The sequence below is a fragment of the Pseudoroseomonas sp. WGS1072 genome (genome assembly GCF_049340465.1).
Classification (GTDB): Bacteria; Pseudomonadota; Alphaproteobacteria; order Acetobacterales; family Acetobacteraceae; genus Pseudoroseomonas.
Genome location: NZ_JBMPSU010000001.1, coordinates 1,388,828 through 1,412,477, shown reverse-complemented (window position 1 = coordinate 1,412,477; position 23,650 = coordinate 1,388,828). Strand labels below are relative to the sequence as shown.

Sequence of the window (23,650 nt, the reverse complement as noted above, 5' to 3'; positions counted from 1 at the left end):
CCGATCACCGGGGAAGCTGCCAAACGGCCCGGGCTCCGTCAATCGCAAGCCATTCTGAAACCAGGGCTTTCATCGCGGCGCGCAGGGAGAGGCCCAGCATCCGCTCGGCGGTGCCGCGCGGGTCCATCTCGCGCAGCGCGGTCCCGGCGGGGATGCCATGCGCCTCGGCCAGCCAGGCGCGCGCCTCGGCCTCGCCGCCGATGGCATCGACCAGCTTCAGTTCCAGCGCCTGCCGTCCGGTATAGACGCGGCCATCGGCCAGCGCGGCGACCTGCTCCCGTGGCAGCCCGCGGCCGGTGGCGACCAGGCCGACGAACTGGGCATGCATGTCGGCGATCACCGCCTGCAGCGCCTGCCGTGCCTCGGGTGTCATCGGGCGGAAGGGATTGGGCTGACCCTTCAGCGCGCCGGAGGTCAGCATCTCGGCGCGGATGCCGAGCATCTCCATGAGTTCGCTGGCCTCGAAGGATTGCAGGATGACGCCGATCGAGCCGGTCAGGGTCGATTCCCGGGCGAAGACGCGCTCCGCCGGCAGGGCGATCATGTAGCCGGCCGAGGCCGCCGTGCCGCCCATCACCGCCGTGAGTGGCTTGCCGGCGGCGCGGAAGCGCGCCAGCGCGTGGTGCAGCCCCTCGCCCCCGGCCACGGTGCCGCCCGGACTGTCGATGGCCAGGATCATGCCCCGCACGGCGGGGTTCCTGGCCGCCTCGTCGATCGCCTCGATCACCTTGCGGTCGTCGGTGATGGTGCCCTCGACCGCGAGCCGCACCAGGTGCCCGCCGGCGACATCGCCGATGCCCCGGCCGAGGATGGCGAAGAGGGCGGCGGCGGCCAGCAGCACGGCGGCGACCCGCCAGGCCAGCAGCCGGCGCTTGAGCCTGCGGCGGTCGACCAGCAGGTCGTGTTCCAGGGATGCGGTCATGCTGCGCGCATCCATGGCGGGGGAAGGGGGGGAGGGTCAAGCGGCGGCGCGCGCCCCCGGGGAGGGATGCGGCCGGCGGATGCCGCCGGGAGGAGCGGCGGGGGCTCCTCCCGGCGGTGTCTCAGACGGCGTGGACCTTCGCCTCGCGGTCCCAGAAGCGCAGCGTCCGGCATGCCGCGACGAAGGCCTTGGCATCCGCCGCGCTGGCCAGCGGGATGAAGCCGTCATCCGGATCGGTCAGCCCGGCCTTGTCGAACAGCGGCTGCGCCGTCTCGGTATGGGCGATGAACTTGGCATGGGCATAGGCGTCGGTGACGAAGTCCCGCGCCGTCGCCTCGCCGGCCAGCAGGTCAGCGCCCTCGGCCGAGGGCAGCACGGCCACCGCGTCATAGAGCACCGAGGGGCCGCCATTGACCTTCTGCTTCGCCGGGACCGTGCTGCCATCGCTCAGCGTCACGCCGCCGACCTTCGGCGCCACCAGCTCCAGCAGGGCGCCCTCCGCCTCCAGCGCGGCTTTGAGCGCCTTGAGCACCGCGGCGTCGGTGCCGTCGGTCACCAGGGCGCCGACCTTGCGGCCGCCGAAGTCCTGCGGCCCGTTCTTCAGGATGCTGAGCGCCGGGGAGGGCGGCAGCCCCGTCACCACCGGGCGGGCCGGCGGCGCCGCGGGCGGCAGCGGGGAGAGGCCCAGGCCGTCGGCCACCATCGTCGCCAGCCCCTCGTCCACGTTCAGCAGGTGCGACACCACCCGGGCGCGGATCGCGGGGGTCTCCACCTTGCTCAGCTCGAAGACGAAGGCGTTCTTGATATGCGTCTGCTCGACCGGCGTCTGGCTGAGGAAGAACTGCCGCGCCTGGCTGTAGTGGTCGGCGAAGAGCTCGGCGCGGACGCGGCGCTTCTCGCCGCTCTCGGGCGCCGGCCAGGAGCGGAAGCCGCGCTCGGGGCATTCGCGCGGGCCGCCGGCCGATCCCCAGGAATTGGGCTCGTAATTGGCGCGCCCCTTCGGGTTGCGCATGGCCATGTGACCGTCCTGCTGGAAATTGCAGACGGCGGTCTTGGGCGCGTTGACCGGGATATGCGTGAAGTTGGGGCTGCCGAGGCGCTTCAGCTGCGTGTCGAGATAGGAGAAGTTGCGGCCCTGCAACAGCGGGTCGTTGGTGAAGTCGATGCCGGGGACGATGTTCTGGGTGCAGAAGGCGACCTGCTCCGTCTCGGCGAAGAAATTGTCCACGCAGCGGTCGAGCACCAGCCGGCCGACGCGCTGCACCGGCACCAGCTCCTCGGGGATGATCTTGGTGGAGTCGAGGATGTCGAAGTCGAAGCTGTCGGCGAAGGCCTCGTCGAAGAGCTGCAGCCCCAGCTCCCATTCCGGGAAATCGCCCATCTGGATGGCGTCCCAGAGGTCGCGGCGGTGGAAGTCCGGATCGGCGCCGTTCAGCTTCACCGCCTCGTTCCAGACCACCGACTGCAGGCCGAGCTTCGGCTTCCAGTGGAACTTCACGAAGGTGGAGCGGCCCTCGGCATTGACCAGGCGGAAGGTGTGCACGCCGAAGCCTTCCATGAAGCGGAAGGAGCGCGGGATGGTGCGGTCGGACATGATCCAGAGCGCCATGTTGACGGCCTCCGGGCTCAGCGAGATGAAGTCCCAGAAGTTGTCATGCGCCGTCTGGGCCTGCGGGAAGCCACGGTCCGGCTCCTGCTTGGCGGCGTGGATCAGGTCGGGGAACTTGATCGCGTCCTGGATGAAGAAGACCGGGATGTTGTTGCCGACGAGGTCCCAGTTGCCTTCCTTCGTGTAGAGCTTGACCGCGAAGCCGCGCACGTCGCGCGCCACGTCCGGCGAGCCCTTGTTGCCGGCGACGGTGGAGAAGCGCACGAAGGCCGGGGTCTTCTCGCCCTTGCGCTGGAACAGGTCGGCGCGGGTGAGGTCCGAGAGGGAGTCGTAGAGCTCGAAATAGCCATGCGCGCCGAAGCCGCGCGCATGCACGACCCGCTCCGGGATCCGCTCATGGTCGAAGTGGAAGATCTTCTCGCGAAAGTGGAAGTCCTCCAGCAGGCTCGGGCCGCGCGGGCCGACCCGCAGGGTGTTCTGGTCGTCGGCCACGGGAATGCCCTGCTGCGTGGTCAGCACGGGCACCTCGCCCTCCGCCAGCTGATGCGTCTCGCCGCCCTGACCCCGCAGGATCTGGGCATCGGCGATCTCCGCCGGGGTCAGGGGGTCGCGCGTCGGATCGGCCGTCATGGGCAGGGTCTCCGGTTCTCGTGAAGCCGCTCACGCGTCGGGGAACGCGGGGCGGGGAGCGGGCAGGGTGAGAACGCGGCAGGGCGGCGGGCGTTGAGCCACGAAACGTCCGAAACGCGAACGCCCCGGGTGGAGGACCACCCGGGGCGCCGCGAAAGCCCGTCCCGGCACGGGGCCGGGACAGCGGTTCGAGGATCAGTCCTCGGTCGCCATCTGGTTGCGGCGGCGGATGGCCGCGCCCAGGATGTCGCCCAGGGAGGCCCCGGAGTCGGCGGTGCCGTACTCCTTCATCGCCTCGCGCTCCTCCTCCACTTCCTTGCCCTTGATGGTCAGGGCCAGGCGGCGGGCGGCGCGATCCACGGCCGTCACCTTCGCATCGACCTTCTCGCCGATGGCGAACTTGTCGGGGCGCTGGTCGCCACGGTCGCGCGCCAGCTCGGCGCGGCGGATGAAGCCGGTCAGCACGTCATCGACCTTCACCTCGATGCCGTTCTGCTCGACCTTCGTCACCACGCAGGTGACGATGTCGCCCTTGCGGACGCGGTCCAGCACCTCGGCGGCCGGATCGGCCTCGAGCTGCTTGATGCCGAGGGAGATGCGCTCCTTCTCCACATCGACATCGAGCACCTTGGCCTTGACGATCTGGCCCTTCTGGTACTGCGCCATGGCCTGCTCGCCGGCCACGTCCCAGGACAGGTCGGACATGTGGACCATGCCGTCGATCTCGGGCGCCAGACCCACGAACAGACCGAACTCGGTGATGTTGCGGATCTCGCCCTCGACGATCGAGCCCGGGCCGTGGCTCTCCAGGAACAGCTCCCAGGGATTGCCCTGGGCCTGCTTCAGGCCGAGCGAGATGCGGCGCTTCGGCTCGTCCACGTCCAGGATCATCACGTCGACTTCCTGCGAAGTGGCGACGATCTTGCCCGGATGGACGTTCTTCTTGGTCCAGCTCATCTCGGAGACGTGGACCAGGCCCTCGACGCCCGGCTCCAGCTCCACGAAGGCGCCGTAGTCGGTGATGTTGGTCACGCGGCCCGAGAAGCGGGCGCCGACCGGGTACTTGATGGACACGCCCTCCCACGGGTCGGACATCAGCTGCTTCATGCCGAGGCTGATACGCTGCGTCTCGGAGTTGAAGCGGATGACCTGCACGCGGACCTGCTGACCGATGGTCAGGGCCTCGGAGGGGTGGTTGATGCGGCGCCAGGCGATGTCGGTGACATGCAGCAGGCCGTCCACGCCGCCGAGGTCCACGAACGCACCGTAGTCGGTGATGTTCTTGACCACGCCGTCAAGGATCATGCCCTCCTTCAGGCCCTGGATCAGCTCCGAGCGCTGCTCGGCGCGGGTCTCTTCCAGCACGGCGCGGCGGGAGACCACGATGTTGCCGCGGGCGCGGTCCATCTTCAGGATCTGGAAGGGCTGCGGGCTGCCCATCAGCGGGCCGACGTCGCGCACCGGGCGGATATCGACCTGGGAGCCGGGCAGGAAGGCCACGGCGCCGCCGAGGTCGACGGTGAAGCCACCCTTGACGCGGCCGAAGATCACGCCGTTGACGCGCTGCTGCGCGTTGAAGGCCTTCTCCAGATTGGTCCAGGCCTCCTCGCGGCGGGCCTTCTCGCGGGACAGGACGATCGAGCCGTCACGGTCCTCGTAGCGCTCGACGAAGAGCTCGATCACGTCGCCGGGCTGCACCTCGGCCTTCTGGCCCTGGGGCGCGAATTCCTTGAGGGGCACGCGCCCCTCGCTCTTCAGCCCGACATCCACGACCGCGAAGTCATCGTCGACCCGGATCACCTTGCCGGTGACGACGGAGCCGGCGAAGCCGGTGTCAGCGCCGAGCGTCGCATCGAGCAGCGCGGCGAAATCCTCGGTGCCGGCGGAGGTCGTGGACAGGCTGTTGGCATTTGCCATGAAGCGGAGTGTTCCTAACATCGCCCGGGAGAGGATCCCCGGGCCGATTCCTGCGCCCCCGCGGAACGGGAACGACTTGGCCGGGCGCATCCCTCGGGACCTGCGCCAACCGACCCTGTGACGATAGGCGGTGTGTCGGCCCGCCTGTTCCCGGCCCGGCGGGCTGGATGCGCTTCACGAGGGAAGGAGCATCGCCGGGCCGGACACTCCGGGGCCCTGCGGCCTCGAAGTCCAGCGTTCGCCTAGGCCAGAGTCAGGCCGGGCGTCAAGCCGAATCCGACAGGACTGTAACGTTCCGGGAAAATCCAGCCGGATTCGGGACTTGGCGGCACCGCGGCGGTGGCCCGCGGGCCGTTCCCGCGATCCGAACTCACCCCCGATCCGCTTGGCCGGCTAGAGGCCCAGGCGCTCCCGCACCAGGGTGCGGGCGGCGGCGAAGGCGGCCTCGGCATCCAGCGCCGTGGTGTCCAGCAGGACCGCGTCCCGCGCCGGCTTCAGGGGGGCCACCGCGCGGCCGGCATCCTGGGCGTCGCGCGCCTGCAGCTCCGCCAGCACCACCGCCGGGTCGGCGGCGACGCCGCGATCGCGCAATTCCAGCCAGCGGCGCCGCGCCCTCTGCTCGGCACTCGCGGTGACGAAGAGCTTCAGCGGCGCCTCGGGGAAGACGACGGTGCCGATGTCGCGCCCGTCCATCACCGCGCCATGGGTCCGGCCGAAGTCGCGCTGCCAGTCGAGCAGGGCGGCGCGCACGGCGGGCAGGGCGGCGACGGCGCTGGCGGCCCGGTCCGCCTCCGGGCCGCGCAGATCGGCACGGTTGAGGTCGGCCGGGGTGAGGCCGCGCGCCGCGGCCTCGGCGGCGGCGGCGTCGCGCGGGTCGCGCCCGGCCTCCAGCACGCGGCGCCCGGTGGCGCGGTAGAGCAGGCCGGTGTCGAGATAGGGCAGGCCGAGCGCGGCGGCGAGGCGCCGGGCCAGGGTGCCCTTGCCGGCCGCCGCCGGCCCGTCCACGGCGATGACGGTCGCGCTCATGCCGCCGTGTTCAGCCGCCGCAGGGCATCCGTTCCGGCGGCCCGGTTGATGAGGTCGGCGAAGCCGGGGAAGGAGGTGTCGATGAAGCTGGCATCGTCCACCGTGACCGGCGCCCCGGCCGCCAGGCCGAGGACCAGCGCGCTCATGGCGATGCGGTGGTCCATATGGGTCACGACGGTGCCGCCGCCGGCGGGGGGGTGGCCGGTGCCGTGCACCAGCATGTCGTCACCCTCGATCTCCACCCGGACGCCGTTGGCCGCGAGCAGGGCGGCGGTGGCGGCGACGCGGTCGCTCTCCTTGACCCGCAGTTCCGCGAGCCCGCGGAAGCGGCTGACCCCCTCGGCGCAGGCGGCGGCGACGGCCAGGATCGGGTATTCGTCGACCATCGAGGGCACGCGCTCCGGCGGCACGTCCACGGCGCGGAGCGCGCCGGCGCGGGCGGTCAGGTCGCCCGCCGGCTCGCCGCCCTCGGTGCGCGCATTCCCGACCTCGAGGTCGGCGCCCATCTCGCGCAGCGTGGTGAACAGCCCGGTGCGCAGCGGGTTCAGCCCGACATTCTCCACCGTCAGCGCCGAGCCCGGCACCAGCAGCGCGGCGACCAGCGGGAAGGCGGCGGAGGAGGGGTCGCCCGGCACGGCGATGGGGGCGGCCGTCAGTTCCGGCTGGCCTTCCAGCTCGATGACGCGGCGGTGGCCCTCGGCCTCGACCCGCACCGTGGCGCCGAAGTGGCGCAGCATGTTCTCGGTGTGGTCGCGCGTCGCCTCCGGCTCCACCACGCGCGTCACGCCGCGGGCGCAGAGCCCGGCCAGCAGCACGGCGGATTTCACCTGCGCCGAGGCCATGGGCAGGGTGTAGTCGAGCGGCAGCGGCGCGGCGGCGCCCTCGATGGCCAGCGGCAGGCGGCCGCCGGCCCGGCCGGAGAAGCGCGCGCCCGAGGCGGAGAGCGGATCGGTCACGCGCTTCATCGGCCGCTGGCGGAGGCTCGCGTCGCCGGTCAGCACGGCGAAGATGGGATGGCCCGCGAGCAGCCCGCAGATCAGCCGCGCGGCGGTGCCGGAATTGCCCATGTCGAGCACGTCGCCCGGCTCGACCAGCCCGCCGACGCCGCGCCCGGCGACGCGCCAGTGCCCCTCGCCCAGCCGCTCGACCGTTGCGCCGAGCGCGCGCATGGCCGCGGCGGTGCGCAGCACGTCCTCGCCTTCCAGCAGGCCGGTGATCCCGGTCTGGCCGACGGCCAGCGCGCCGAACATCAGCGCCCGGTGGCTGATCGACTTGTCGCCGGCGACGGTGAGACGCCCGGACAGGCCGCGCATCGGCCGGCTCGACCGGAGCGGGCGGGGAGGGTTGTCATGGCCCATGGTGGCCGGGGTTTGACATGGGGCGGGGTGCGTGGCAATGCGCGCCGGATTTTCTCGGCCGGCCCGTCTTCCGACCCTCCCTGGCCCGCCTTTCCCGGGATACACAACGCTGATGGCCAAGCCTGAACTGGGACTGAAACGCACCTGCGTCGCCTGCGGCGCCAAGTTCTACGACATGGCGCGCCAGCCCGCCGTCTGTCCGAAATGCGGCACCGAGCAGCCCGCCGAGCAGCCCCGCCTGCGCCGCGCCGCCGCGCCGGTGGAGGAGAAGGTGAAGAAGCGGGTCGTCCCCGCCGAGGGCGATGTCGAGGACGATGTCGAGCTGGAGGACGTCGATTCCGACGACGCGCTGGACGACACCGAGGAGCTGGACGACAGCGAGGACGACCTGGACGCCGAGATCGAGGTCGAGACCGACCGCGAGGAAGAGAACTGAGAGGCCGGGGCGGGCGCCGCCCCGTCCCGTCATGAGGGCCCGGGCGCGTGCAGCGTCCGGGCCTTTTTCTTGGGGTGCCGCGCCGGCGGGGCCTCAGCCCGGCTCGGTCAGCGCGTCCAGGTCGAGCGTGGAGCGCCGGCCGAGATCGGCGCCATGCTCGCGCAGGAACCGGTCCGCCGCCTCCCGCCCGGTGTCGCGCAGCAGCGTCAGGAAGGCCCATTCGGCGTTCAGCTTGGAGCCCTGTCCGAGCTCCGCCAGCGCCGTGCTGGCGATGCGGTGGATGCGCATCCGGGCCCAGAGCGCCCCCTCGCACTGGCCGGGCTGCGCCACCTGGCGCAACACCGCGATCATGCGCAGCTCCTTCAGCAGCGGCGCGTTGAAGGAGATCTCGTTCAGCCGGCTGGCGATCTCGCTGGCCGTGCGCGGCGTCTCCGCCCGCTCCACGGGGTTGATCTGCACCAGGATGGTGTCGTGCGAGTCGCATTCCCGCACCAGGGGCATGATGGTTGGGTTGCCGGAATAGCCGCCGTCCCAATAGGGCTCGCCCTCGATCTCCACCGCCTGGAACAGCGTCGGCAGGCAGGCCGAGGCAAGCAGGACCGGGGGCGTGATCTCGGCATTGCGGAAGATGCGCGGCTGGCCGGTGCGGACCCGCGTGGCGGTGACGAAGAGGCGGATGGGCGCCCGGGCCAGGGCGCCGAAGTCGATGGCCTCGTCGAGGATGCGCGACAGCGGATTGGTGCCGCGGGGATTGAGGTCATAGGGCGAGAAGACCCGCGCCAGCATCTCCAGCCCCTGATAGACGGGCGAGTTGTCGAGCGACCAGTTACCGAGCAGCACATCGAGCGGGCCGCGCCGCAGCGGGCTGAGCAGGGCGGCCTCGGAGACGCGGCGCCAGAAGGCCTCCAGCGCGGCGCGGGCGGCCTCGCGGCCGCCCCGCGCATGGGCGGCGACCAGCACGGCGGCGTTCATCGCCCCGGCCGAGGTGCCCGAGATGCCGTCGGGCAGCAGCCACTCCTCCTCCAGCAGGCGGTCCAGCACGCCCCAGGTGAAGGCGCCATGGGCGCCGCCGCCCTGCAGGGCGAGGTCGATCGGGAGGGCATTGCGGGGATCGGGGCGGGGACCGGGCTGCATGGCGGCAGTCTGGCCCCGCCCGCCGGAGGACGGAAGCCCGTTCGGACCGCCCCGACTGGGCCTCGCCCCGCTCCCCGCCCGCCGGTGTTTTCACCCGCGCGCCGCCCCTTCACCTTGACGGCGCCCCCGCCCACTTGCCCCAATGGACGGCAATCGCGGCCCCGCTTCCTGCCCAAGGCCGCCCGAGCGGAGGAACCCATGACGGATCACAGCGTGATTCCGGTGCAGCCCGAACTGGCGAAGCGCTCGCATGCCGATGCCGCCCGGCGCCAGGCCATGGTCGAGGAGGCGGCGCGCGATCCCGAGTCCTTCTGGCGGAAGGAGGCGCGGCGCATTCCCTGGATGACCCCGCCCACCAAGATCAAGAACACCAGCTTCGAGGGCGAGGTCTCGATCCGCTGGTTCGAGGACGGCGTGCTGAACGCCTCGGCCGCCTGCCTGGACCAGCACCTCGAGGCGCGCGGCGATCAGGTGGCGATCATCTGGGAGGGCGACGACCCGGACTCCGACGCCAGGGTCACCTATCGCGAGCTGCACGAGCGGGTCTGCCGCCTGTCCAATGCGATGAAGGATCTCGGCGTCAGGAAGGGCGACCGCGTCACCCTCTACCTGCCGATGATCGTCGAGGCGGCGGTGGCCATGCTGGCCTGCGCGCGCATCGGCGCGGTGCATTCCATCGTCTTCGGCGGCTTCTCCCCCGACAGCCTGGCGACCCGCATCCAGGAGAGCGAGAGCACGCTGCTCATCACCGCCGACGAGGGCCGGCGCGGCGGCCGCAAGGTGCCGCTCAAGACCAATGCCGACGAGGCGCTGCGCAACTGCCCGACGATCCGCGACGTGATCGTGGTGCGCAACACCGGCGGCGAGGTGCCGATGCAGGAGGGGCGCGACCACTGGTTCCACACCCTCTGCGAGGCCGCCTCGCCCGATTGCGCGCCGGAGCCGATGAACGCCGAGGACCCGCTGTTCATCCTCTATACCTCCGGCTCCACCGGCAAGCCCAAGGGCGTGCTGCACACCACCGGCGGCTACATGGTCTGGGCCAGCTTCACGCACGAGCTGGTCTTCGACTACCGGCCCGGCGAGGTCTACTGGTGCACCGCCGATGTCGGCTGGGTCACCGGGCACAGCTACATCGTCTACGGCCCGCTGGCGAACGGCGCGACCACGCTGATGTTCGAGGGCGTGCCGAACTGGCCGGGCGTCGACCGCTGCTGGCAGGTGGTGGACAAGCACAAGGTCAACATCTTCTACACGGCGCCGACCGCCATCCGGGCGCTGATGCGCGAGGGCGAGGCGCCGGTGAAGAAGTGGTCGCGCCAGTCGCTGCGCGTCCTCGGCAGCGTGGGCGAGCCGATCAACCCCGAGGCCTGGCTCTGGTACTACCGCGTGGTGGGCGACGAGCGCTGCCCGGTGGTGGACACCTGGTGGCAGACCGAGACCGGCGGCATCCTGATCGCGCCGCTGCCGGGCGCGGTGGACCTGAAGCCCGGCTCCGCCACCCTGCCGCTGCCGGGCGTGCAGCCGGCGCTGGTGGACAATGACGGCGCGCTGCTCGAGGGCACGACCGAGGGCAACCTCGTGATCCTCGATTCCTGGCCCGGGCAGATGCGCACCGTCTATGGCGACCATGAGCGCTTCAAGCAGACCTATTTCGCGACCTTCCCCGGCAAGTACTTCTCCGGCGACGGGGCGCGGCGCGACGAGGACGGCTACTACTGGATCACCGGCCGGGTGGATGACGTGCTGAACGTCTCTGGCCACCGCATGGGCACGGCCGAGATCGAGAGCGCGCTGGTCGCCCATCCCAAGGTGGCCGAGGCCGCCGTGGTCGGCATGCCGCATGAGCTGAAGGGGCAGGGCATCTACGCCTATGTCACGCTGGTCTCCGGCGAGGAGCCGACGGAGGCCCTGCGCAAGGAGCTGGTGGTCTGGGTGCGCAAGGAGATCGGCCCGATCGCCTCGCCGGATGCCATCCAGTGGGCACCGGGCCTGCCGAAGACGCGCTCGGGCAAGATCATGCGCCGCATCCTGCGCAAGATCGCGGCGAACGAGACGGACAGCCTGGGCGACATCTCCACCCTGGCCGATCCGACGGTGGTCGAGGAGCTGGTCGGCAACCGGGTGGGATGAGGCGGCGCGGGGACCGGAAGGGCGTGATGGAGCAGGATCGCCCCCCGGTCCGCTGCCGGGGATGGCCGGCCGGGCGGGGAAGCGCCCGCAGGCCCCTGTCGCCGCGCCGGGCCGGCGCGTGACGGAGCACCATGTCATCGCCTCGGGCGGCTTCTCGGCCGGCATCCGCGCGCTGGGCGCCGAGCTGACCAGCCTGCGCGACGACCGCGGCGCCGAATGGCTCTGGCAGGCGGGGCCGGAATGGCGCCGCCATGCCCCGGTGCTGTTCCCGATCGTCGGCCGGCTGGCGGGGGACCGGCTGCGCCATGCCGGGCGCGAGCACCGGCTGACGCAGCACGGCTTCGCCCGTGACCGCCGCTTCGCCTGGGTGCGGCGCGACGCGGACCGCTGCCGCCTGCGCCTGACCGACGACGCCGCGAGCCGCGACGCCTTTCCCTTCGGCTTCGTGCTGGAGCTGGACTACGCCCTGGCGGGGCCCCGGCTGACCGTCACCGCCATCCTCTCCAATCCCGGGGCCGAGCCGCTGCCCTGCGCCCTTGGCGCGCATCCGGCCTTCCGCTGGCCGCTGCCGCACGGCCCCGCGGAGAAGCCGGCGGAGAAGGCGGCGCACCGGCTGGTGCTGGAGCGGGCGGAGGCCGGGCCGTTGCGCCGCCTGCGCGACGGCCTGCTGCGGCCGGAGCCGGAGCCGCCGCCCTTCGCGGAGCGGGTCTGGCCGCTCTCGCCGGACCTTTTCGCCGGGGATGCGCTGATCCTTCCCCGCCTCGCCAGCCGCGCCATCCGGTTCGAGGCGCCGGGCCGCGGGCTGACCCTGTCCTGGGAGGGCTATCGCGACCTGGGCCTCTGGTCGAAGCCGGAGGGTGCCGATTTCCTCTGCATCGAGCCCTGGTACGGCATGGCCAGCCCGGAGGGATGGCAGGGCGATTTCGTGGACAAGCCCGGGCTGATGCTGCTGGCGCCCGGCGAGAGCCGGCGGCTGGCCTGGAGCGTGGCGCTCGACTGAGCGGCGAGGCAGACCCGAGGGGAGAAGCGAGGATGGCGACCGCCTTCATCTGTACCGCCTGCGGCACGCAGTATCCGCCCGGCGAGGCGCCGCCCCTGACCTGCCCGGTCTGCCAGGACGAGCGGCAGTTCATCCCCGAGACCGGCCAGGGCTGGACCGACCCCGAGACGCTGGCGCGGCACCACCGGCCGGTGCTGAAGCTGGAGCACGGGCTGCTCGGCCTCGGCTGCACGCCGGACTTCGCCATCGGCCAGCGGGCGCTGCTGCTGCGCGCGGCGGGCGGCAACATCCTCTGGGATTGCGTGGCCTTCCTGGACGAGACGCTGGTGGCGCTGATCCGCGCCTTCGGCGGCCTCTCGGCCATCGCCATCTCCCATCCGCATTACTACACCACCATGCTGGAATGGAGCCGCGCCTTCGGCGGCATCCCGATCCACCTGCACGCCGCCGACCGTGAATGGGTGATGCGCCCGGGCCCGGAGATCCTGTTCTGGGAGGGCGAGACGCGGCGCATCGCCCCCGGCATCACGCTGATCCGCGCCGGCGGGCATTTTCCCGGCGGCACGGTGCTGCACGCCGCCGAGGCCAATGAGGGGCGTGGCGCCCTGCTGGCCGGCGACATCCTGCAGGTGGTGGCCGACCGGCGGCATCTCGGCTTCATGCGCAGCTACCCGAACCTTGTCCCGCTCGGGGAGGCGGCGGTGCGCGGCATCGGCACGGCGCTGGAGCCCTGGTCCTTCGAATCGGTGCATGGCGCCTTCTGGGGCCGTGTCATCCCCACCGGTGGCAAGCAGGCGGTGAGGGCCTCGATCGGACGGCACATCGCCGCCCTTCAGCGCCCCTGGCCCTGACCCCTTGGCCCTGATCCGCACGCAGGCGTGCATCGCGCCCGGCCGGGGCGGCTGGCAGGCTGGCGGCATGGAATACGTCCTCTACACCGACCGCCGCTCGGGCGGCGCGATCGTCGAGATCGCCCTGGCGGAGATGGGCCGGGAGGCCGAGCTCCGCCCCGTGCCGATCGAGCGGGACGGGCAGCTCGATGCCGCCTACCGGCGGATCAACCCGATGGGCCGGGTGCCCAGCCTGATCCTGCCCGATGGCACCGTCGTCACCGAGTCGCTGGCCATCCTGCTGGCGCTGGAGGCGCGGCACCCCGAGGCAGGGCTGCTGCCGGCGGCCACCGACCCCGCCCGCGCCACGGCGCTGCGCTGGATGACGCTGGCCGCCGCCGAGATCTATCCCTGCGTCACCCGCGCCGATTATCCGGAGCGCTTCAGCGACGATCCGGCGCATGCGCCGGCGATCCGCGCGCGCGCCGTGAGCATGGCGCAGGAGCTGTGGCGGCTGATCGCGCGCGAGGCACGGCCGGACCCCTTCATCCTGGGGGAGCGCTTCTCCCTGGCCGACATCCCGCTCGCCGTGATGTCGCGCTGGATGGGGGCCGAGGCCTGGATGCCGCGCGAGGCGCCGGCGATCCAGGCCCTGGCCCGCGCCGTGGCGCTGCGGCCCCGGGCGGGGGCGGCCTGGGCCCGGCACTTCGACGTGCCGGCGGCGCCCGGACAGGGCGGCCCTATGCCCTGATCAGCGGGCAGCCGCCCTGGTCCATCGGGCGGAAGGCCTCCTCCGCCGCCACGGTGCCGACCAGCTTGTAGTAGTCCCAGGGCCCCTTGCTCTCCTCCGGCCGCTTCACCTGGAAGAGATAGGCCGGGTGGATCTTGCGGCCATCGGCGCGCAGCGTGCCGGGACCGAAGCAGTCGTCATCGGTCGGCATCGCCTTCATCCGCGCGATGGCGGCGCGGCCCGAGGCCCTGGTCTGCGCCACGCCGAGATCCGAGGCCGCCTTCAGGTAGTGCAGCACGGCGGAATAGGTGCCGGCATGCTCCTGGTTGGGCCAGTTGGTCGGCACCTTGTCCTTCACCCGGTTCAGGAAGGCGCGGGTGCGGTCGTTCAGGTCCCAGTAGAAGGCCTCGTTCAGCAGCAGGCCCTGGGCGGCGGGCAGGCCCATGGCGTGGATGTCGCAGAGGAAGGCGATCAGGGCGAGCATCTTCTGCCGCCGCGTCAGGCCGAATTCCTGTGCCTGCTTGACGCAGTTCACGGTGTCCGCCCCCGCCGTCGCCAGCGCCACGACCTTGGCGCGGGAGGACTGCGCCTGCACCAGGTAGGAGGAGAAGTCGGTGGTGCCGGGGAAGGGGAAGCGCACGCTGCCCGCCACCTTGCCACCGGCCGATTGCAGCGCCGCCGCCGTGTCGCGCTCGAGCTGATGGCCGAAGCTGTAATCGGCGGTCAGGAAGAAGAAGCTGTCGTCGCCGGCGCGGGCGGCCGCCTTGCCGACCACGTTGGCGCACATCCAGGTGTCGTAGGTCCAGTGCACCAGGTTGGTGGTGCATTGCGGGCCGGTCAGCACCGCGCTGGCCGGCCCGGAGGCCAGCACGACCTTGTCCTTCTCCTGCGCCAGGTTGGCGACGGCCAGCGCGACGGCGCTGTTGTTCACCTCCGTCACCGCGTCGACGCCGTCCTGGTCGAACCAGCGACGGGCGATGCCGAGGCCGACATCGGCCTTGTTCTGATGATCGGCCTGCAGGATCTCGACGGTGATGCCGCGCGCCTCCAGGCCGAGATCGGCCACCGCCTGCCGGGCGCAGGCGACGGAGGTGGGGCCGGAGGTGTCGCGATAGGGGCCGGAGAAATCCGCCAGCACGCCGATCTTCAGGATCCGCCCCGCGCCCTGCGCGCGCGGGCGCCCCGGCAGGGCCGCCAATGCGGGCAGCGCGGCGCCCGCGACCATCAGGTCGCGGCGGCTGAACTTCCTCATCCGTTCTCTCCAAGAATGCCATGCCGGCCCGTCTCGCCGGGGCCGCTTCGCCGCATGATGCAAAGGTCTCGCCTGGCGACGCAAGCCCGCACCGGATGGGGCGGATGTCGATCCGGCCTAGGCCGCGCCGCCCCGCCCGGCTAGTGCTGCGGCCTGGCTCCGCTCCCGCTGCGGGACAAGAAGGGCCGGAAGGGTGGAGCCTCGCCATGACCGCAATCCCGCGCCCGGGCCTGCTGCCCGCCGGCGCGCCCGGCGGCATCGCCATGATGCTGCTCGGCGTGCTGCTCTTCGCGGTGAACGACACGCTCGGCAAATGGCTGGTCGGCGGCTACGCGGTGGGCCAGCTTCTGCTGGTGCGCAGCATCTCCGGCCTGTGCTGCATGGCGCCGCAGATCCATCGCATCGGCCTGTTCGGCCTGCTCTCGGCGCCGCGGCCGGGTCTGCAACTGCTCCGCGTCCTGTTCTCGACCCTGGAGACGTCGCTCTTCTTCTGGGCCATCGGCAGCCTGCCGCTCGCCGAGGTGATCACCTACTACATGGCCGGCCCGATCTACGTCACCGCCCTCTCGCCCTTCCTTCTGGGCGAGAGGGTGGGATGGCGGCGCTGGACGGCGGTGGCGGTGGGCTTCGGCGGCGTGGTGCTGGCGCTGCATCCCTCGCCCGGCTCGCTCTCCCTCGGCGCCGTCTGTGCGCTGGCCGGAAGCTTCAGCTATGCCTGCTTCCTGGTCATGACCCGCAAGCTCGCCGGCACGCCGGGCACGGTGCTGATCACGGCGCAGCTCCTCGCCGCCCTCGCCTTCGGCGCCGCGCTGACGCTGGCGCAGGGCTGGACCACGCCGGGCCCGCTCGACCTGGCGCTGATGCTGTTCCTCGGCCTCGGCTCGCTCTGCGGCAATCTCTGCGTCAACCAGGCGCTGCGGCTGGCGCCGGCCTCGGTGGTGGTCCCCTACCAGTACACGCTGATCCTCTGGGGCATGCTCTTCGGCTACCTGTTCTTCGACGAGGTGATCGGCCCGCTGACCCTGGCCGGTGCCGCCGTCATCGTCGGCGCCGGGCTGTTCATCTTCCTGCGCGAGCAGCGGTTGCGACACCAGGAGAGGGCGTAAGGGCCTACTTCGACGAGCGTGCGATCACCGAGAGCGCCGCGGCGCTGATCGAGATCTGGCCCAGGGTCTGCGTCAGGTCGCGGATGAAGCCCCAGGTCTCGTAGGGCGAGGGATCCTGCGGCACGACGACCAGGCTGCCCGGCGGGATCGGCGGCCCGCCGCCCTGCCAGGAGCCGATCCCCGACGGCACGCTCTGGCCGTTCGGCAGCACGACGAAGGCGCGCCCGCCATCGGCGAAGCGCTGCGCCCCGCCGGAGGCGCGGACATAATCGGCCGCCTTCCAGCCGGTGGAGAACTGCAGGCTGCCCGGGTTTAGCACCGCGCCCACCACCGTCACCTCGTTCGGCCGCTTCGGGATGGCGATCAGGTCCCCCGGCTCCAGCAGGACGTCGAGATCGGGCCGCGCGGCGAGGATGACGGGATTGGCCTCGACCACCATGCGCCCGGCCGCCCGCGCCTCGCGCAGCGAGCCCGCCAGCTCCCGCCCCGCCGTGATGGCGCCGCCGAGGTCGAGCCCGCCCGCCTTGCTGCCGGCCACCGCCTGCCCCGCCGCCACCTGGATCAGGCTCTGCTCCAGCTCCCGCGCGGTGCGGGCGAAGCCGTCCTGCTGCCGCTGCCGGACGCTCTCGCGGGTGAAGACGGCGCCGTAGGGATAGGCCTGGGGCGAGAGGCCGCCGGCGCGGGCGATGAGCTCGGAGAAGCGCTCGCCCCGGCGGATGTCGTAGGTGCCGGGCCGCATGAACTCGCCGACCAGCGTCACCGGCCCGCTGTCGCGGTCGCCGAAGCCGCGCGGCAGGCGGATGGCGTCGCGTGGGGAGAGGCGGATGGCGGCGAAATTGCCGCTGCGCAGATCGAGCAGCAGGCGGTTGAGCGGGATCGCCCCGGCCTGTTCCAGCGGCTCGCGTGAGAGCTCGACCGCCGAGAGGTCCGCCGTGTCGGTGGCGCCGCCGGCGGCGGCCAGCACCTGGTCGAGGCCGGTATCGTCCAGGATGGGATAGAGGCCGGGCAGCCGCGCCTCGCCCGAGATCAGCACCGACTGGTCGAGCAGGAAGGGCAGCAGCGCCGGATAGTCGAGAAAGAGCTGCGGGCAGGGCGGCGCGCCGAGGTCGGGGAAGCCGGCGCCGCGCGCATGGGCGAAGCGCGCCGGCGAGGAGCGCGCCGCGACGGAGAGGGTCTGCAGCGCCGGGCAGGCGGTGTCGGGCGGCGCGCCCTGGCCGGTAGTGCCAGGGAAGGCCCCGGCGGCGGCGGGCAGGGCCACCGGCAGCGCCGAGGCCGGGGCCTCGCCGCGCAGGGCGCGCTGCACCGGCGGGCTGGCCAGCCAGAGCACGTCGGCCTGGGAGAGCAGGATGACCTCGTCGCTCTCCTCCAGCTTGAGGTCGGCCTGGCGCCGCAGCACGCGGCCGAGATCGAAGCCGAGGAAGCGCCGCACCCGCGTCGCCGCGTCCACCCGCCAGACCACGCCGAGCCGCACATAGGGATCGGGCTTCACCAGGCGCGGATCGGCGAGCAGGCGGGAGAGGGCGGCGCCGGTGGCGGCGCGGGTCAGCGGCGTGGCGACATGGCCGGCGAGGCGGATCTGCCCGGCGGCGACATCGGCCCCCGGCTGCACCAGCAGCGTGTCGCCGCGCCGCAGCCGGGTGGCGGCGCCGGCCTCGGCGTAGCTGCGTCGGCCGGCGCTGTCGGTGCCCTGCAGCAGGAAGCGGTTGCCGGCGGGCCGCAGCGGCTGGCCGGCGAGGCGCAACAGGGCCTCGAGCGGCGCGCTGGCGGCGCCGGCCGGCAGCTCGTAGATGCCCGGCCGCGTCACCTCGCCCCCCACGGCGACCGTGGCGCCGAGCGGCGGCACCACCACGCGCTCGCCCTCGCGCAGCGCCAGGTCCGGCATGCCCGGCTCGGTGCCGATGACGGCGTAGAGGTCGATGACGCGGCTGCCGCGCGGCCCGTCGACCCGGATGGCGCGCAGCGAGCCGGTGCGCTTCACGCCCCCCGCCTGCGCCAGCGCATCGAGCACCGAGGTCATGGCGGGCAGGGATTGCAGGCCCGGCCGCACCACCTCGCCGGCGACGAGGACGCCGATCTGCCGCACCTGCCCGACCGAGACATAGGCCTCCGACCCGCCCAGCTCGCGCGCCACCCGCGCCTCGATGTCGGCGCGCAACTCGCGGAGCGTGCGCCCGGCGGCGGCGAAGGGCGGCAGGTCGGGCAGTAGCAGCGTGCCGTCGCGCGTGACGCGCAGCGCCTGGCTCTGCCGGGTGCGACCGCGGATGCTGATCAGCACCTCGTCGTCGCGGCCGAGGACATAGTCGTCCGGCAGGCCGCCGACCGCGGCCGGCGACGGCGGGGCGGCCGCGATCTCGCGGAAGGTGTCGTAGCCGAACTGCCGCAGCGGCGCCTCCAGCCGCGCGGCGTAGAAGGCCTCGGTGTGCGACAGCGACTCGGCGGCCGGCGGCGGCGAGAAGGCGGCGTGCGGGACGGGGGAGGCGACAGCGGACGCGGCGGGGGACGCCGGGGGCGGGGCGGCGGGCGGCGGGGCGCGCCCCCCGCCCGAGGCCTCCAGGATGCGCTGCAGGATGTCCTGCTGCATCGCCGGCGGCAGGCTCGGCAGCGGCATGCCGCCGGGCAGCACGCTGGGCAGGCTGGGGGGCGAGAGCAGCGGACTCGGGACCTGCCCGCCCGGCGGCCCGTTCGGAGGCGCCGCGAACCCGGGCGCCTGCGCCCCCGCCCCGCCCGCCTGCAGCATCAGGATCCCGGCGAGAATCAGGCGGCCGCCCCGCCGGAGGACGGTGGCGGAGGAAGGCGGGTGCGCGGCGGGGGAAAGGAAAGGCGGCAAGTCCTGGAGCACCGTGGCGGTAGCGGTGGAGGTTAAAAGCTCGCTCGCAAAATCGTGACCAATGGTTTATCAGCATGACGATGGCGATCCAAGCGCGCAATTCGCCCAGATTAAGCAACCTCGCGTTGTTCGATGCCGCCCTCCGGCTCGGCCCGCATGCGCTCGCCCATTACGCCCTGTACCGCCTGGGCCGGCTGCACGGCGGCCCGGCCCGCGCCCTGGCCGATCGGCCGGCCGTGACCGGCGCCTTCCTGCCGGAGACCTGCCTGCGCCCGGCACCGGAGCTGGCTGAAGGACCGATGCCGGGCTGGCCCGCCCGCCTGCGCGCCGCCCTCGCGGCCCTGCCCTCCGCCGGCCCGCACGGCCCCTTCGACGGCGCCACGCCGGCACTGGCGCTGGACCTGTTCGGCGCGGGCGATATCCGCCCCGTCTGGGAGGCCAACCGGCTGGCCTGGGCGCCACTGCTGGTGCAGGCGGCGCGGCTCTGGCCGGAGGAGGGGCATCTGGCGCGGCTGGAGCAGCGCCTGGCCGCCTGGCAGGCGGCCAACCCGGCCTATCGCGGCCCCAACTGGGCCTGCGGCCAGGAGGCGGCGCTGCGCGCGCTGCACCTCGCCCTGGCCCTGCTGCTGGCCGGGGCGGAGGCCGATCCTTCCCCGGCGGCGCGCGGGCTGCTCGCGCTGCACGCCCACCGCATCCGGGCGACCGCGGCCTATGCCCGCGCGCAGGACAACAACCACAGCATCAGCGAACCCGCGGGCCTGCTGGCCTGCGGCTGGCTGCTGGGCGAGGCCGAGCTGGCGCGGCGGGGCGAGGCCGCCCTGGCCCGCGCGGTGGCGCGGCTGGTGGCGCCGGATGGCGGCTTCGCGCAGCATTCCACCGGCTATCACCGCCTGTTGCTGGACACGCTCTCCGTGCTGGAGGTGCTGCGCCTCCGGCTGGGCCGGCCGCCGCTGCCCGCGCCGGTGCCGGCCCGCGCCGCCGCCGCCGCCCACTGGCTGGCGCGGCTGGTCGCGGCGGGGGGCGCGCTGCCGGCGCTCGGCCATCAGGACGGCTCCGCCTTCGCCGATCTGGCGCTGGGCGGCGCCGCCGATGCGCGCGGGAGCGTCGAGCGGGCGATGCGCCTCTTCGCCGGAGCCTCGGCCGGCTTCGCCGCCGAGCCGGGCTGCCGCTGGCTCGACCTGCCGGAAGGCGCGCCCATGCCGCCGGTCCCGCGCTGGACCGCCAGCGGCAGCATGGGCTGGGCCGAGGCCGGGGCGCGCGGCCTGCTGCGCACCGGGCCGCTGCACTTCCGCCCCGGACAGTCGGACCTGCTGCATTTCGAGCTGTGGCACGGCGACCGCCCGCTGCTCACCGATGCGGGAACCGGCGCCTACAACCCGCCCCCCGGCCAGGAATGGTGGCTCGACCACTTCCCCTCCGCCCGCGCCCATAACAGCATCCTGTTCGACGGGCAGGAGCCGATGCCGCGCGCCGGCCGCTTCCTCTACGCCCATTGGCCCTGGCTGCGGCCGCTGCCGGACGGCGCCCTGTCACGCGACCGGCGCGGCCGGCGCCATGCCCGGCGTGTCGCCGTCATGGGGCGGGAATGGCGCATCATCGACGAGGTGGGGGGACGGTTCCGCAGCCTGACGCTGCGCTGGCGGCTGGGGCCCGGCGCGTGGCGGCTGATGCCCGAGGGCGTGACCGGCCCCGCGCTGCTGCGCGTCACCGCCGATGCCCCGCTCCACTTCGTGGAGGAGGAGGGCTGGGAAAGCCCGGCCTATGGGGTGGTGCGCCCCTGCCGGGTCCTGGCGGTGCATGCCGCGGCGCCGGTCTCGCGCATCGTCACGCGGGTGACGTTGTGAGCCATCGCACGGGCAGGGTTGTGAGCCATCGCACGGGCAGGGTTGTGGGCCATCGCACGGGCAGGGTTGTGGGCCATCGCACGGGCAGGGTTATGAGCCGCGATGCCGCTTGACCAGCTCCTGCGTGGCATCGGCCGGCTGTGGCGCTGGCTCGCCCTGGCCATGCTGCTGACCATCGCGGCGGGCGTCGCGACGATCCTGGCCTGGCCCCGCGCCTATGTGGCCGAGGCGGTGGTGGCGCCGGCGGAGACCACCGGCATCGCCACCTCCAGCCTGATCTCGGCCAATGCGCTGGCGCCCGGCAGCCTGCTCGACACCCGGCCGGGCGGCAATTTCGCCGTCTACCTCGCCGCGCTGCGCAGTCCCGAGGCCGCCGCCATGCTGGCGCGCGACACTGGCCTGCTGGCCGATCTGGCGGCGGCGCGGGAGGGCGGCGCGCTCGCCCCGCTGCGCCAGGCGCTCGGCCTCGACCGGCCGCCGGACGCGGATGACGCGTTGCGCTGGCTGGAGCGGGGCCTGTCCGTCACCCAGTCGCTCGCCTCCGTCACCTGGACGCTGGAACTCGCCCACCCCCGGCGCGAGGCGGCGCTGGAGGCGCTGGCGCGGCTGCACGACTTCGCCGAGGCGCGGGTGCGCGAGGACCTGCTCGCCCTGGCCCGCCGCCGGGTCGCGGCGCTGGAGTCGCGGCTGGCGGAGGAGCGCGACATCTATCTCCGCACGCCGCTCTTCGAGCTCCTGGCGCAGCACCAGCGCGCCGCCCTGGTGCTGGCGGCGGATCGCTCGGTGGCGGCGCGGCTGGTCTCCGGCCCGCTGGTCGAGCTGCGCCCCTCGCAGCCGAACCGGCCGCTGCTGCTGCTGCTGCTGCTGCTGACCGCCCCGATGGCCTGGCTCTTCCTCGGCGCCTGCCTGGTGCTGCTGCGCGGCGGCCCGGCGGAGCGCCGGATGGGGCCCCGGAGGGAGGCACGGCGCGGCTGGCGGCCGGACCCGGCGGAGTGACGCCGCCCCGCATCGACAGCGCCGCGCTCGGCAGCCTTGCCGGGGCGGCGGCGGCGGCGCTGCATTTCGCCGGGGCGCTGAAGGGCACGCCGCTGGCGGCCGCCCTGCCGCTCGACCTGACGCTGCTCGCCGCCGCGCTGCTGCTGCCGGCGCTCGCCCTGCTGCTGCTGACGCGGCGCTGGCGGCTGCATCCCCTGCTCGGGCCGCCGCTGGCGGCGGTCGGGATGCTCTGGCTCTGGCTGGTGCTGGCCGGGCTGTGGAGCGCCAGCGGCGCCGTCCTGGCGGCGAAGCTGCCGGACATCGTGCTGGTCGGGCCGGTGATGCTGCTGGCCGGCCTGGCGGTGGGGGCGGACGCGCCGGCGCGCCGCCTCTTCACCGGGGCGACGCTGATGATCGGCCCCCTGGTGGCCGCCTCGGTCGCCTTCGGACTGGCCACCGGGCAGGTGGTGCTGGGCGGCGTGGCCGGCGCCAATCCCGACCTGCTGCGGGTGCAGTACCAGCTGGCCGGCCAGGCCATCGCCTGCGCCGCCGGCCTCGGCGCGGTGCGGCTGGTCGAGTCGCCGGGCTGGGGCGGGCGGCTGTTCTGGGCCGGCTTCACCCTGGCGCTGGCCGGGGCGGCGCTGCTGCCGGGGGGGCGCATGGCGCTGCTCTCGCTCGGCCTCTCCGTGCTGTTGACCCCCGCGCTGCGCTGCTGGTCCGCCGGCCGCGCCCGCGCCGCCCTGGCCTGGACCGCGGCCGCCGGGCTGGCCGGCGCGCTCGGCCTCGCCGTCCTGCTGCTGGACGGCGCGGCGATGGAAGGGCTGCGCACGCTGGAGCGCTTCACCGAGGGCGGCATGGAGGCCTCGGCCCGCCCCGCCCTGTGGCGCGCGGCGCTGGACTGGGGCGGGGCGACGCTGCCGCTCGGCCTCGGCACCGGCGGCTTCACCATCGCCGCCGGACATGGCGAGCGGCGGGGCCTCTACCCGCACAACCATGCGCTGGAGGCGCTGGCCGAGGGCGGCCTGCCGGGGCTGCTGCTCTGGCTGCTCTGCTTCGGCGGCGCCGGGCTGCTGCTGCTGGTGCGCAGCCGCCACGCCGCGCCGCAGCGTGTCGCCCGCGTCACCGCGCTGGTGCTGCCGGTGGCGATGGCGGCGATGGTCTCGACCGATCTCGGCAACCGGATGGTCTGGTTCGCCCTCGGCCTCACGCTTTCCCTCGGGATGGTGGCACGACGTGTATGAAGCCTGGATCAAGCGCCCGGTCGACCTGCTGGCGGCGGCGCTGCTGCTGCTGCTGCTCTCGCCCTTCCTGCTCGGCACCGCGCTGGCGGTGCGGCTGGCGCTCGGCCGGCCGGTGCTGTTCCGGCAGGAGCGGGCCGGGCGCGGCGGCCGGCCCTTCACCCTGCTGAAGTTCCGCAGCATGCGCGAGGGCCCGGGCGAGGACGCCGAACGCCTGACCTCCTTCGGCCGCCGGCTGCGCGCCACGGCGCTGGACGAGCTGCCGCAACTGGTCAACGTGCTGCGCGGCGAGATGAGCCTGGTCGGGCCGCGCCCGCTGCCGCCGGCCTATACGCCGCTCTATTCCGCGCGGCAGCGCCTGCGCCTGGGAGTGCGGCCGGGCCTGGCCGGAGCGGCGCAGGCGGCCGGGCGCAACGCCGTGCCCTGGCCGGAGCGGCTGGAGCGCGATGCGCGCTATGCCGCCCGGGTGACTGCCCTGGGCGATCTGCGCGCCCTGCTCGGCACGCTGGGCGTGCTGCTGCGTGGCCGCGGCGTGACCGCGCCGGGCCATGCCAGCATGCCGCGGTTCGAAACGGTGGCCGAGGCGGAAGCGAAACAAAGGTTACAAACCTCAGGTTGATTATCCATTGCTGAATCTCACAGGATTTGATTGGTTAGGGTTGCGTTCACAAAAGGGTGAGCCT

General features: G+C 73.3%; 18 protein-coding genes. 10 read left to right on the top strand and 8 right to left on the bottom strand.

The features are described from left to right. Window positions 1-4: 4 nt before the first annotated feature. From sppA to aroA, 5 genes are all read right to left on the bottom strand, one after another. Window positions 5-922 carry a signal peptide peptidase SppA gene (gene sppA, locus ACF3NH_RS06710; protein WP_422922310.1) on the bottom strand — a complete coding sequence of 306 codons (918 nt, stop codon included), beginning with the start codon at window positions 920-922 and terminating at the stop codon, window positions 5-7. Between the two features lie 121 nt (window positions 923-1,043). Then, complete coding sequence (katE, locus tag ACF3NH_RS06705) at window positions 1,044-3,161, bottom strand: catalase (protein WP_422922309.1); 2,118 nt, start codon at window positions 3,159-3,161, stop codon at window positions 1,044-1,046. Between the two features lie 195 nt (window positions 3,162-3,356). Next, entirely contained in the window at window positions 3,357-5,078 is a 1,722-nt protein-coding gene (gene rpsA, locus ACF3NH_RS06700) for a 30S ribosomal protein S1 (protein WP_198367077.1), read from the bottom strand. A gap of 393 nt (window positions 5,079-5,471) precedes the next feature. Next, entirely contained in the window at window positions 5,472-6,104 is a 633-nt protein-coding gene (gene cmk / locus ACF3NH_RS06695; protein ID WP_198367078.1) for a (d)CMP kinase, read from the bottom strand. Next, window positions 6,101-7,462, bottom strand: a complete 1,362-nt coding sequence (gene aroA, locus ACF3NH_RS06690) for a 3-phosphoshikimate 1-carboxyvinyltransferase (protein WP_422922308.1) — start codon at window positions 7,460-7,462, stop codon at window positions 6,101-6,103. The genes cmk and aroA overlap by 4 nt, the downstream gene beginning before the upstream one ends. 112 nt (window positions 7,463-7,574) lie before the next feature. Here aroA and ACF3NH_RS06685 point away from each other — a divergent pair, with 112 nt between their 5' ends. Continuing rightward, window positions 7,575-7,898 carry a TIGR02300 family protein gene (locus ACF3NH_RS06685; protein WP_198367080.1) on the top strand — a complete coding sequence of 108 codons (324 nt, stop codon included), beginning with the start codon at window positions 7,575-7,577 and terminating at the stop codon, window positions 7,896-7,898. Between the two features lie 93 nt (window positions 7,899-7,991). Here the strand turns inward: ACF3NH_RS06685 and ACF3NH_RS06680 are convergent, their stop codons facing one another. After that, window positions 7,992-9,032 carry a patatin-like phospholipase family protein gene (locus ACF3NH_RS06680; RefSeq protein WP_198367081.1) on the bottom strand — a complete coding sequence of 347 codons (1,041 nt, stop codon included), beginning with the start codon at window positions 9,030-9,032 and terminating at the stop codon, window positions 7,992-7,994. Between the two features lie 198 nt (window positions 9,033-9,230). Between ACF3NH_RS06680 and acs the strand changes: the two genes are divergently transcribed. From acs to ACF3NH_RS06660, 4 genes are all read left to right on the top strand, one after another. Beyond that, on the top strand, window positions 9,231-11,165 hold the full coding sequence (acs, locus tag ACF3NH_RS06675) for an acetate--CoA ligase (protein WP_422922307.1): 1,935 nt from the start codon (window positions 9,231-9,233) through the stop codon (window positions 11,163-11,165). Window positions 11,166-11,283: 118 nt separating this feature from the next. Beyond that, complete coding sequence (locus tag ACF3NH_RS06670; RefSeq protein ID WP_422922306.1) at window positions 11,284-12,165, top strand: aldose 1-epimerase family protein; 882 nt, start codon at window positions 11,284-11,286, stop codon at window positions 12,163-12,165. Window positions 12,166-12,197: 32 nt separating this feature from the next. Next, window positions 12,198-13,016: an MBL fold metallo-hydrolase gene (locus tag ACF3NH_RS06665; RefSeq protein ID WP_232477211.1), complete on the top strand. Its 819-nt coding sequence runs from the start codon at window positions 12,198-12,200 to the stop codon at window positions 13,014-13,016. 4 nt (window positions 13,017-13,020) lie between these two features. Next, a complete protein-coding gene (locus ACF3NH_RS06660; protein ID WP_422922305.1) occupies window positions 13,021-13,746 on the top strand; it encodes a glutathione S-transferase family protein in 726 nt (241 codons plus the stop codon). Here ACF3NH_RS06660 and ACF3NH_RS06655 read toward each other — a convergent pair. Next, window positions 13,736-14,977: an ABC transporter substrate-binding protein gene (locus ACF3NH_RS06655; RefSeq protein WP_422922303.1), complete on the bottom strand. Its 1,242-nt coding sequence runs from the start codon at window positions 14,975-14,977 to the stop codon at window positions 13,736-13,738. The genes ACF3NH_RS06660 and ACF3NH_RS06655 overlap by 11 nt on opposite strands. A 206-nt stretch (window positions 14,978-15,183) precedes the next feature. Between ACF3NH_RS06655 and ACF3NH_RS06650 the strand changes: the two genes are divergently transcribed. Next, complete coding sequence (locus ACF3NH_RS06650; RefSeq protein ID WP_422922302.1) at window positions 15,184-16,083, top strand: DMT family transporter; 900 nt, start codon at window positions 15,184-15,186, stop codon at window positions 16,081-16,083. A gap of 4 nt (window positions 16,084-16,087) precedes the next feature. On the opposite strand, the gene ACF3NH_RS06645 is transcribed toward ACF3NH_RS06650, so the two are convergent. Continuing rightward, a complete protein-coding gene (locus ACF3NH_RS06645; protein ID WP_422922301.1) occupies window positions 16,088-18,820 on the bottom strand; it encodes an SLBB domain-containing protein in 2,733 nt (910 codons plus the stop codon). A gap of 215 nt (window positions 18,821-19,035) precedes the next feature. Here ACF3NH_RS06645 and ACF3NH_RS06640 point away from each other — a divergent pair, with 215 nt between their 5' ends. The 4 genes from ACF3NH_RS06640 (at window position 19,036) to ACF3NH_RS06625 (ending at window position 23,586) form a co-directional block, all read left to right on the top strand. Next, complete coding sequence (locus tag ACF3NH_RS06640) at window positions 19,036-20,754, top strand: heparinase II/III domain-containing protein (protein ID WP_232477212.1); 1,719 nt, start codon at window positions 19,036-19,038, stop codon at window positions 20,752-20,754. A 102-nt stretch (window positions 20,755-20,856) separates the two neighbouring features. Further along, window positions 20,857-21,750: a hypothetical protein gene (locus ACF3NH_RS06635; RefSeq protein WP_198367089.1), complete on the top strand. Its 894-nt coding sequence runs from the start codon at window positions 20,857-20,859 to the stop codon at window positions 21,748-21,750. Next, a complete protein-coding gene (locus ACF3NH_RS06630) occupies window positions 21,747-22,970 on the top strand; it encodes an O-antigen ligase family protein (protein WP_422922300.1) in 1,224 nt (407 codons plus the stop codon). Before ACF3NH_RS06635 ends, ACF3NH_RS06630 begins: the two co-directional genes overlap by 4 nt. Continuing rightward, window positions 22,963-23,586: a sugar transferase gene (locus ACF3NH_RS06625; RefSeq protein WP_422922299.1), complete on the top strand. Its 624-nt coding sequence runs from the start codon at window positions 22,963-22,965 to the stop codon at window positions 23,584-23,586. Before ACF3NH_RS06630 ends, ACF3NH_RS06625 begins: the two co-directional genes overlap by 8 nt. The last annotated feature ends 64 nt before the right edge of the window (window positions 23,587-23,650 follow it).

What these genes read in the sequence shown, in the direction of transcription:
- katE (WP_422922309.1), bottom strand. Translation starts at nt 3,161, where the DNA reads ATGACGGCCGATCCGACGCGCGACCCCCTGACCCCGGCGGAGATCGCC.
- acs (WP_422922307.1), top strand. Translation starts at nt 9,231, where the DNA reads ATGACGGATCACAGCGTGATTCCGGTGCAGCCCGAACTGGCGAAGCGC.
- ACF3NH_RS06665 (WP_232477211.1), top strand. Translation starts at nt 12,198, where the DNA reads ATGGCGACCGCCTTCATCTGTACCGCCTGCGGCACGCAGTATCCGCCC.
- cmk (WP_198367078.1), bottom strand. Translation starts at nt 6,104, where the DNA reads ATGAGCGCGACCGTCATCGCCGTGGACGGGCCGGCGGCGGCCGGCAAG.
- ACF3NH_RS06680 (WP_198367081.1), bottom strand. Translation starts at nt 9,032, where the DNA reads ATGCAGCCCGGTCCCCGCCCCGATCCCCGCAATGCCCTCCCGATCGAC.
- ACF3NH_RS06685 (WP_198367080.1), top strand. Translation starts at nt 7,575, where the DNA reads ATGGCCAAGCCTGAACTGGGACTGAAACGCACCTGCGTCGCCTGCGGC.
- rpsA (WP_198367077.1), bottom strand. Translation starts at nt 5,078, where the DNA reads ATGGCAAATGCCAACAGCCTGTCCACGACCTCCGCCGGCACCGAGGAT.
- ACF3NH_RS06655 (WP_422922303.1), bottom strand. Translation starts at nt 14,977, where the DNA reads ATGAGGAAGTTCAGCCGCCGCGACCTGATGGTCGCGGGCGCCGCGCTG.
- sppA (WP_422922310.1), bottom strand. Translation starts at nt 922, where the DNA reads ATGACCGCATCCCTGGAACACGACCTGCTGGTCGACCGCCGCAGGCTC.
- ACF3NH_RS06650 (WP_422922302.1), top strand. Translation starts at nt 15,184, where the DNA reads ATGACCGCAATCCCGCGCCCGGGCCTGCTGCCCGCCGGCGCGCCCGGC.
- ACF3NH_RS06645 (WP_422922301.1), bottom strand. Translation starts at nt 18,820, where the DNA reads ATGCTGCAGGCGGGCGGGGCGGGGGCGCAGGCGCCCGGGTTCGCGGCG.
- aroA (WP_422922308.1), bottom strand. Translation starts at nt 7,462, where the DNA reads ATGGGCCATGACAACCCTCCCCGCCCGCTCCGGTCGAGCCGGCCGATG.
- ACF3NH_RS06635 (WP_198367089.1), top strand. Translation starts at nt 20,857, where the DNA reads ATGCCGCTTGACCAGCTCCTGCGTGGCATCGGCCGGCTGTGGCGCTGG.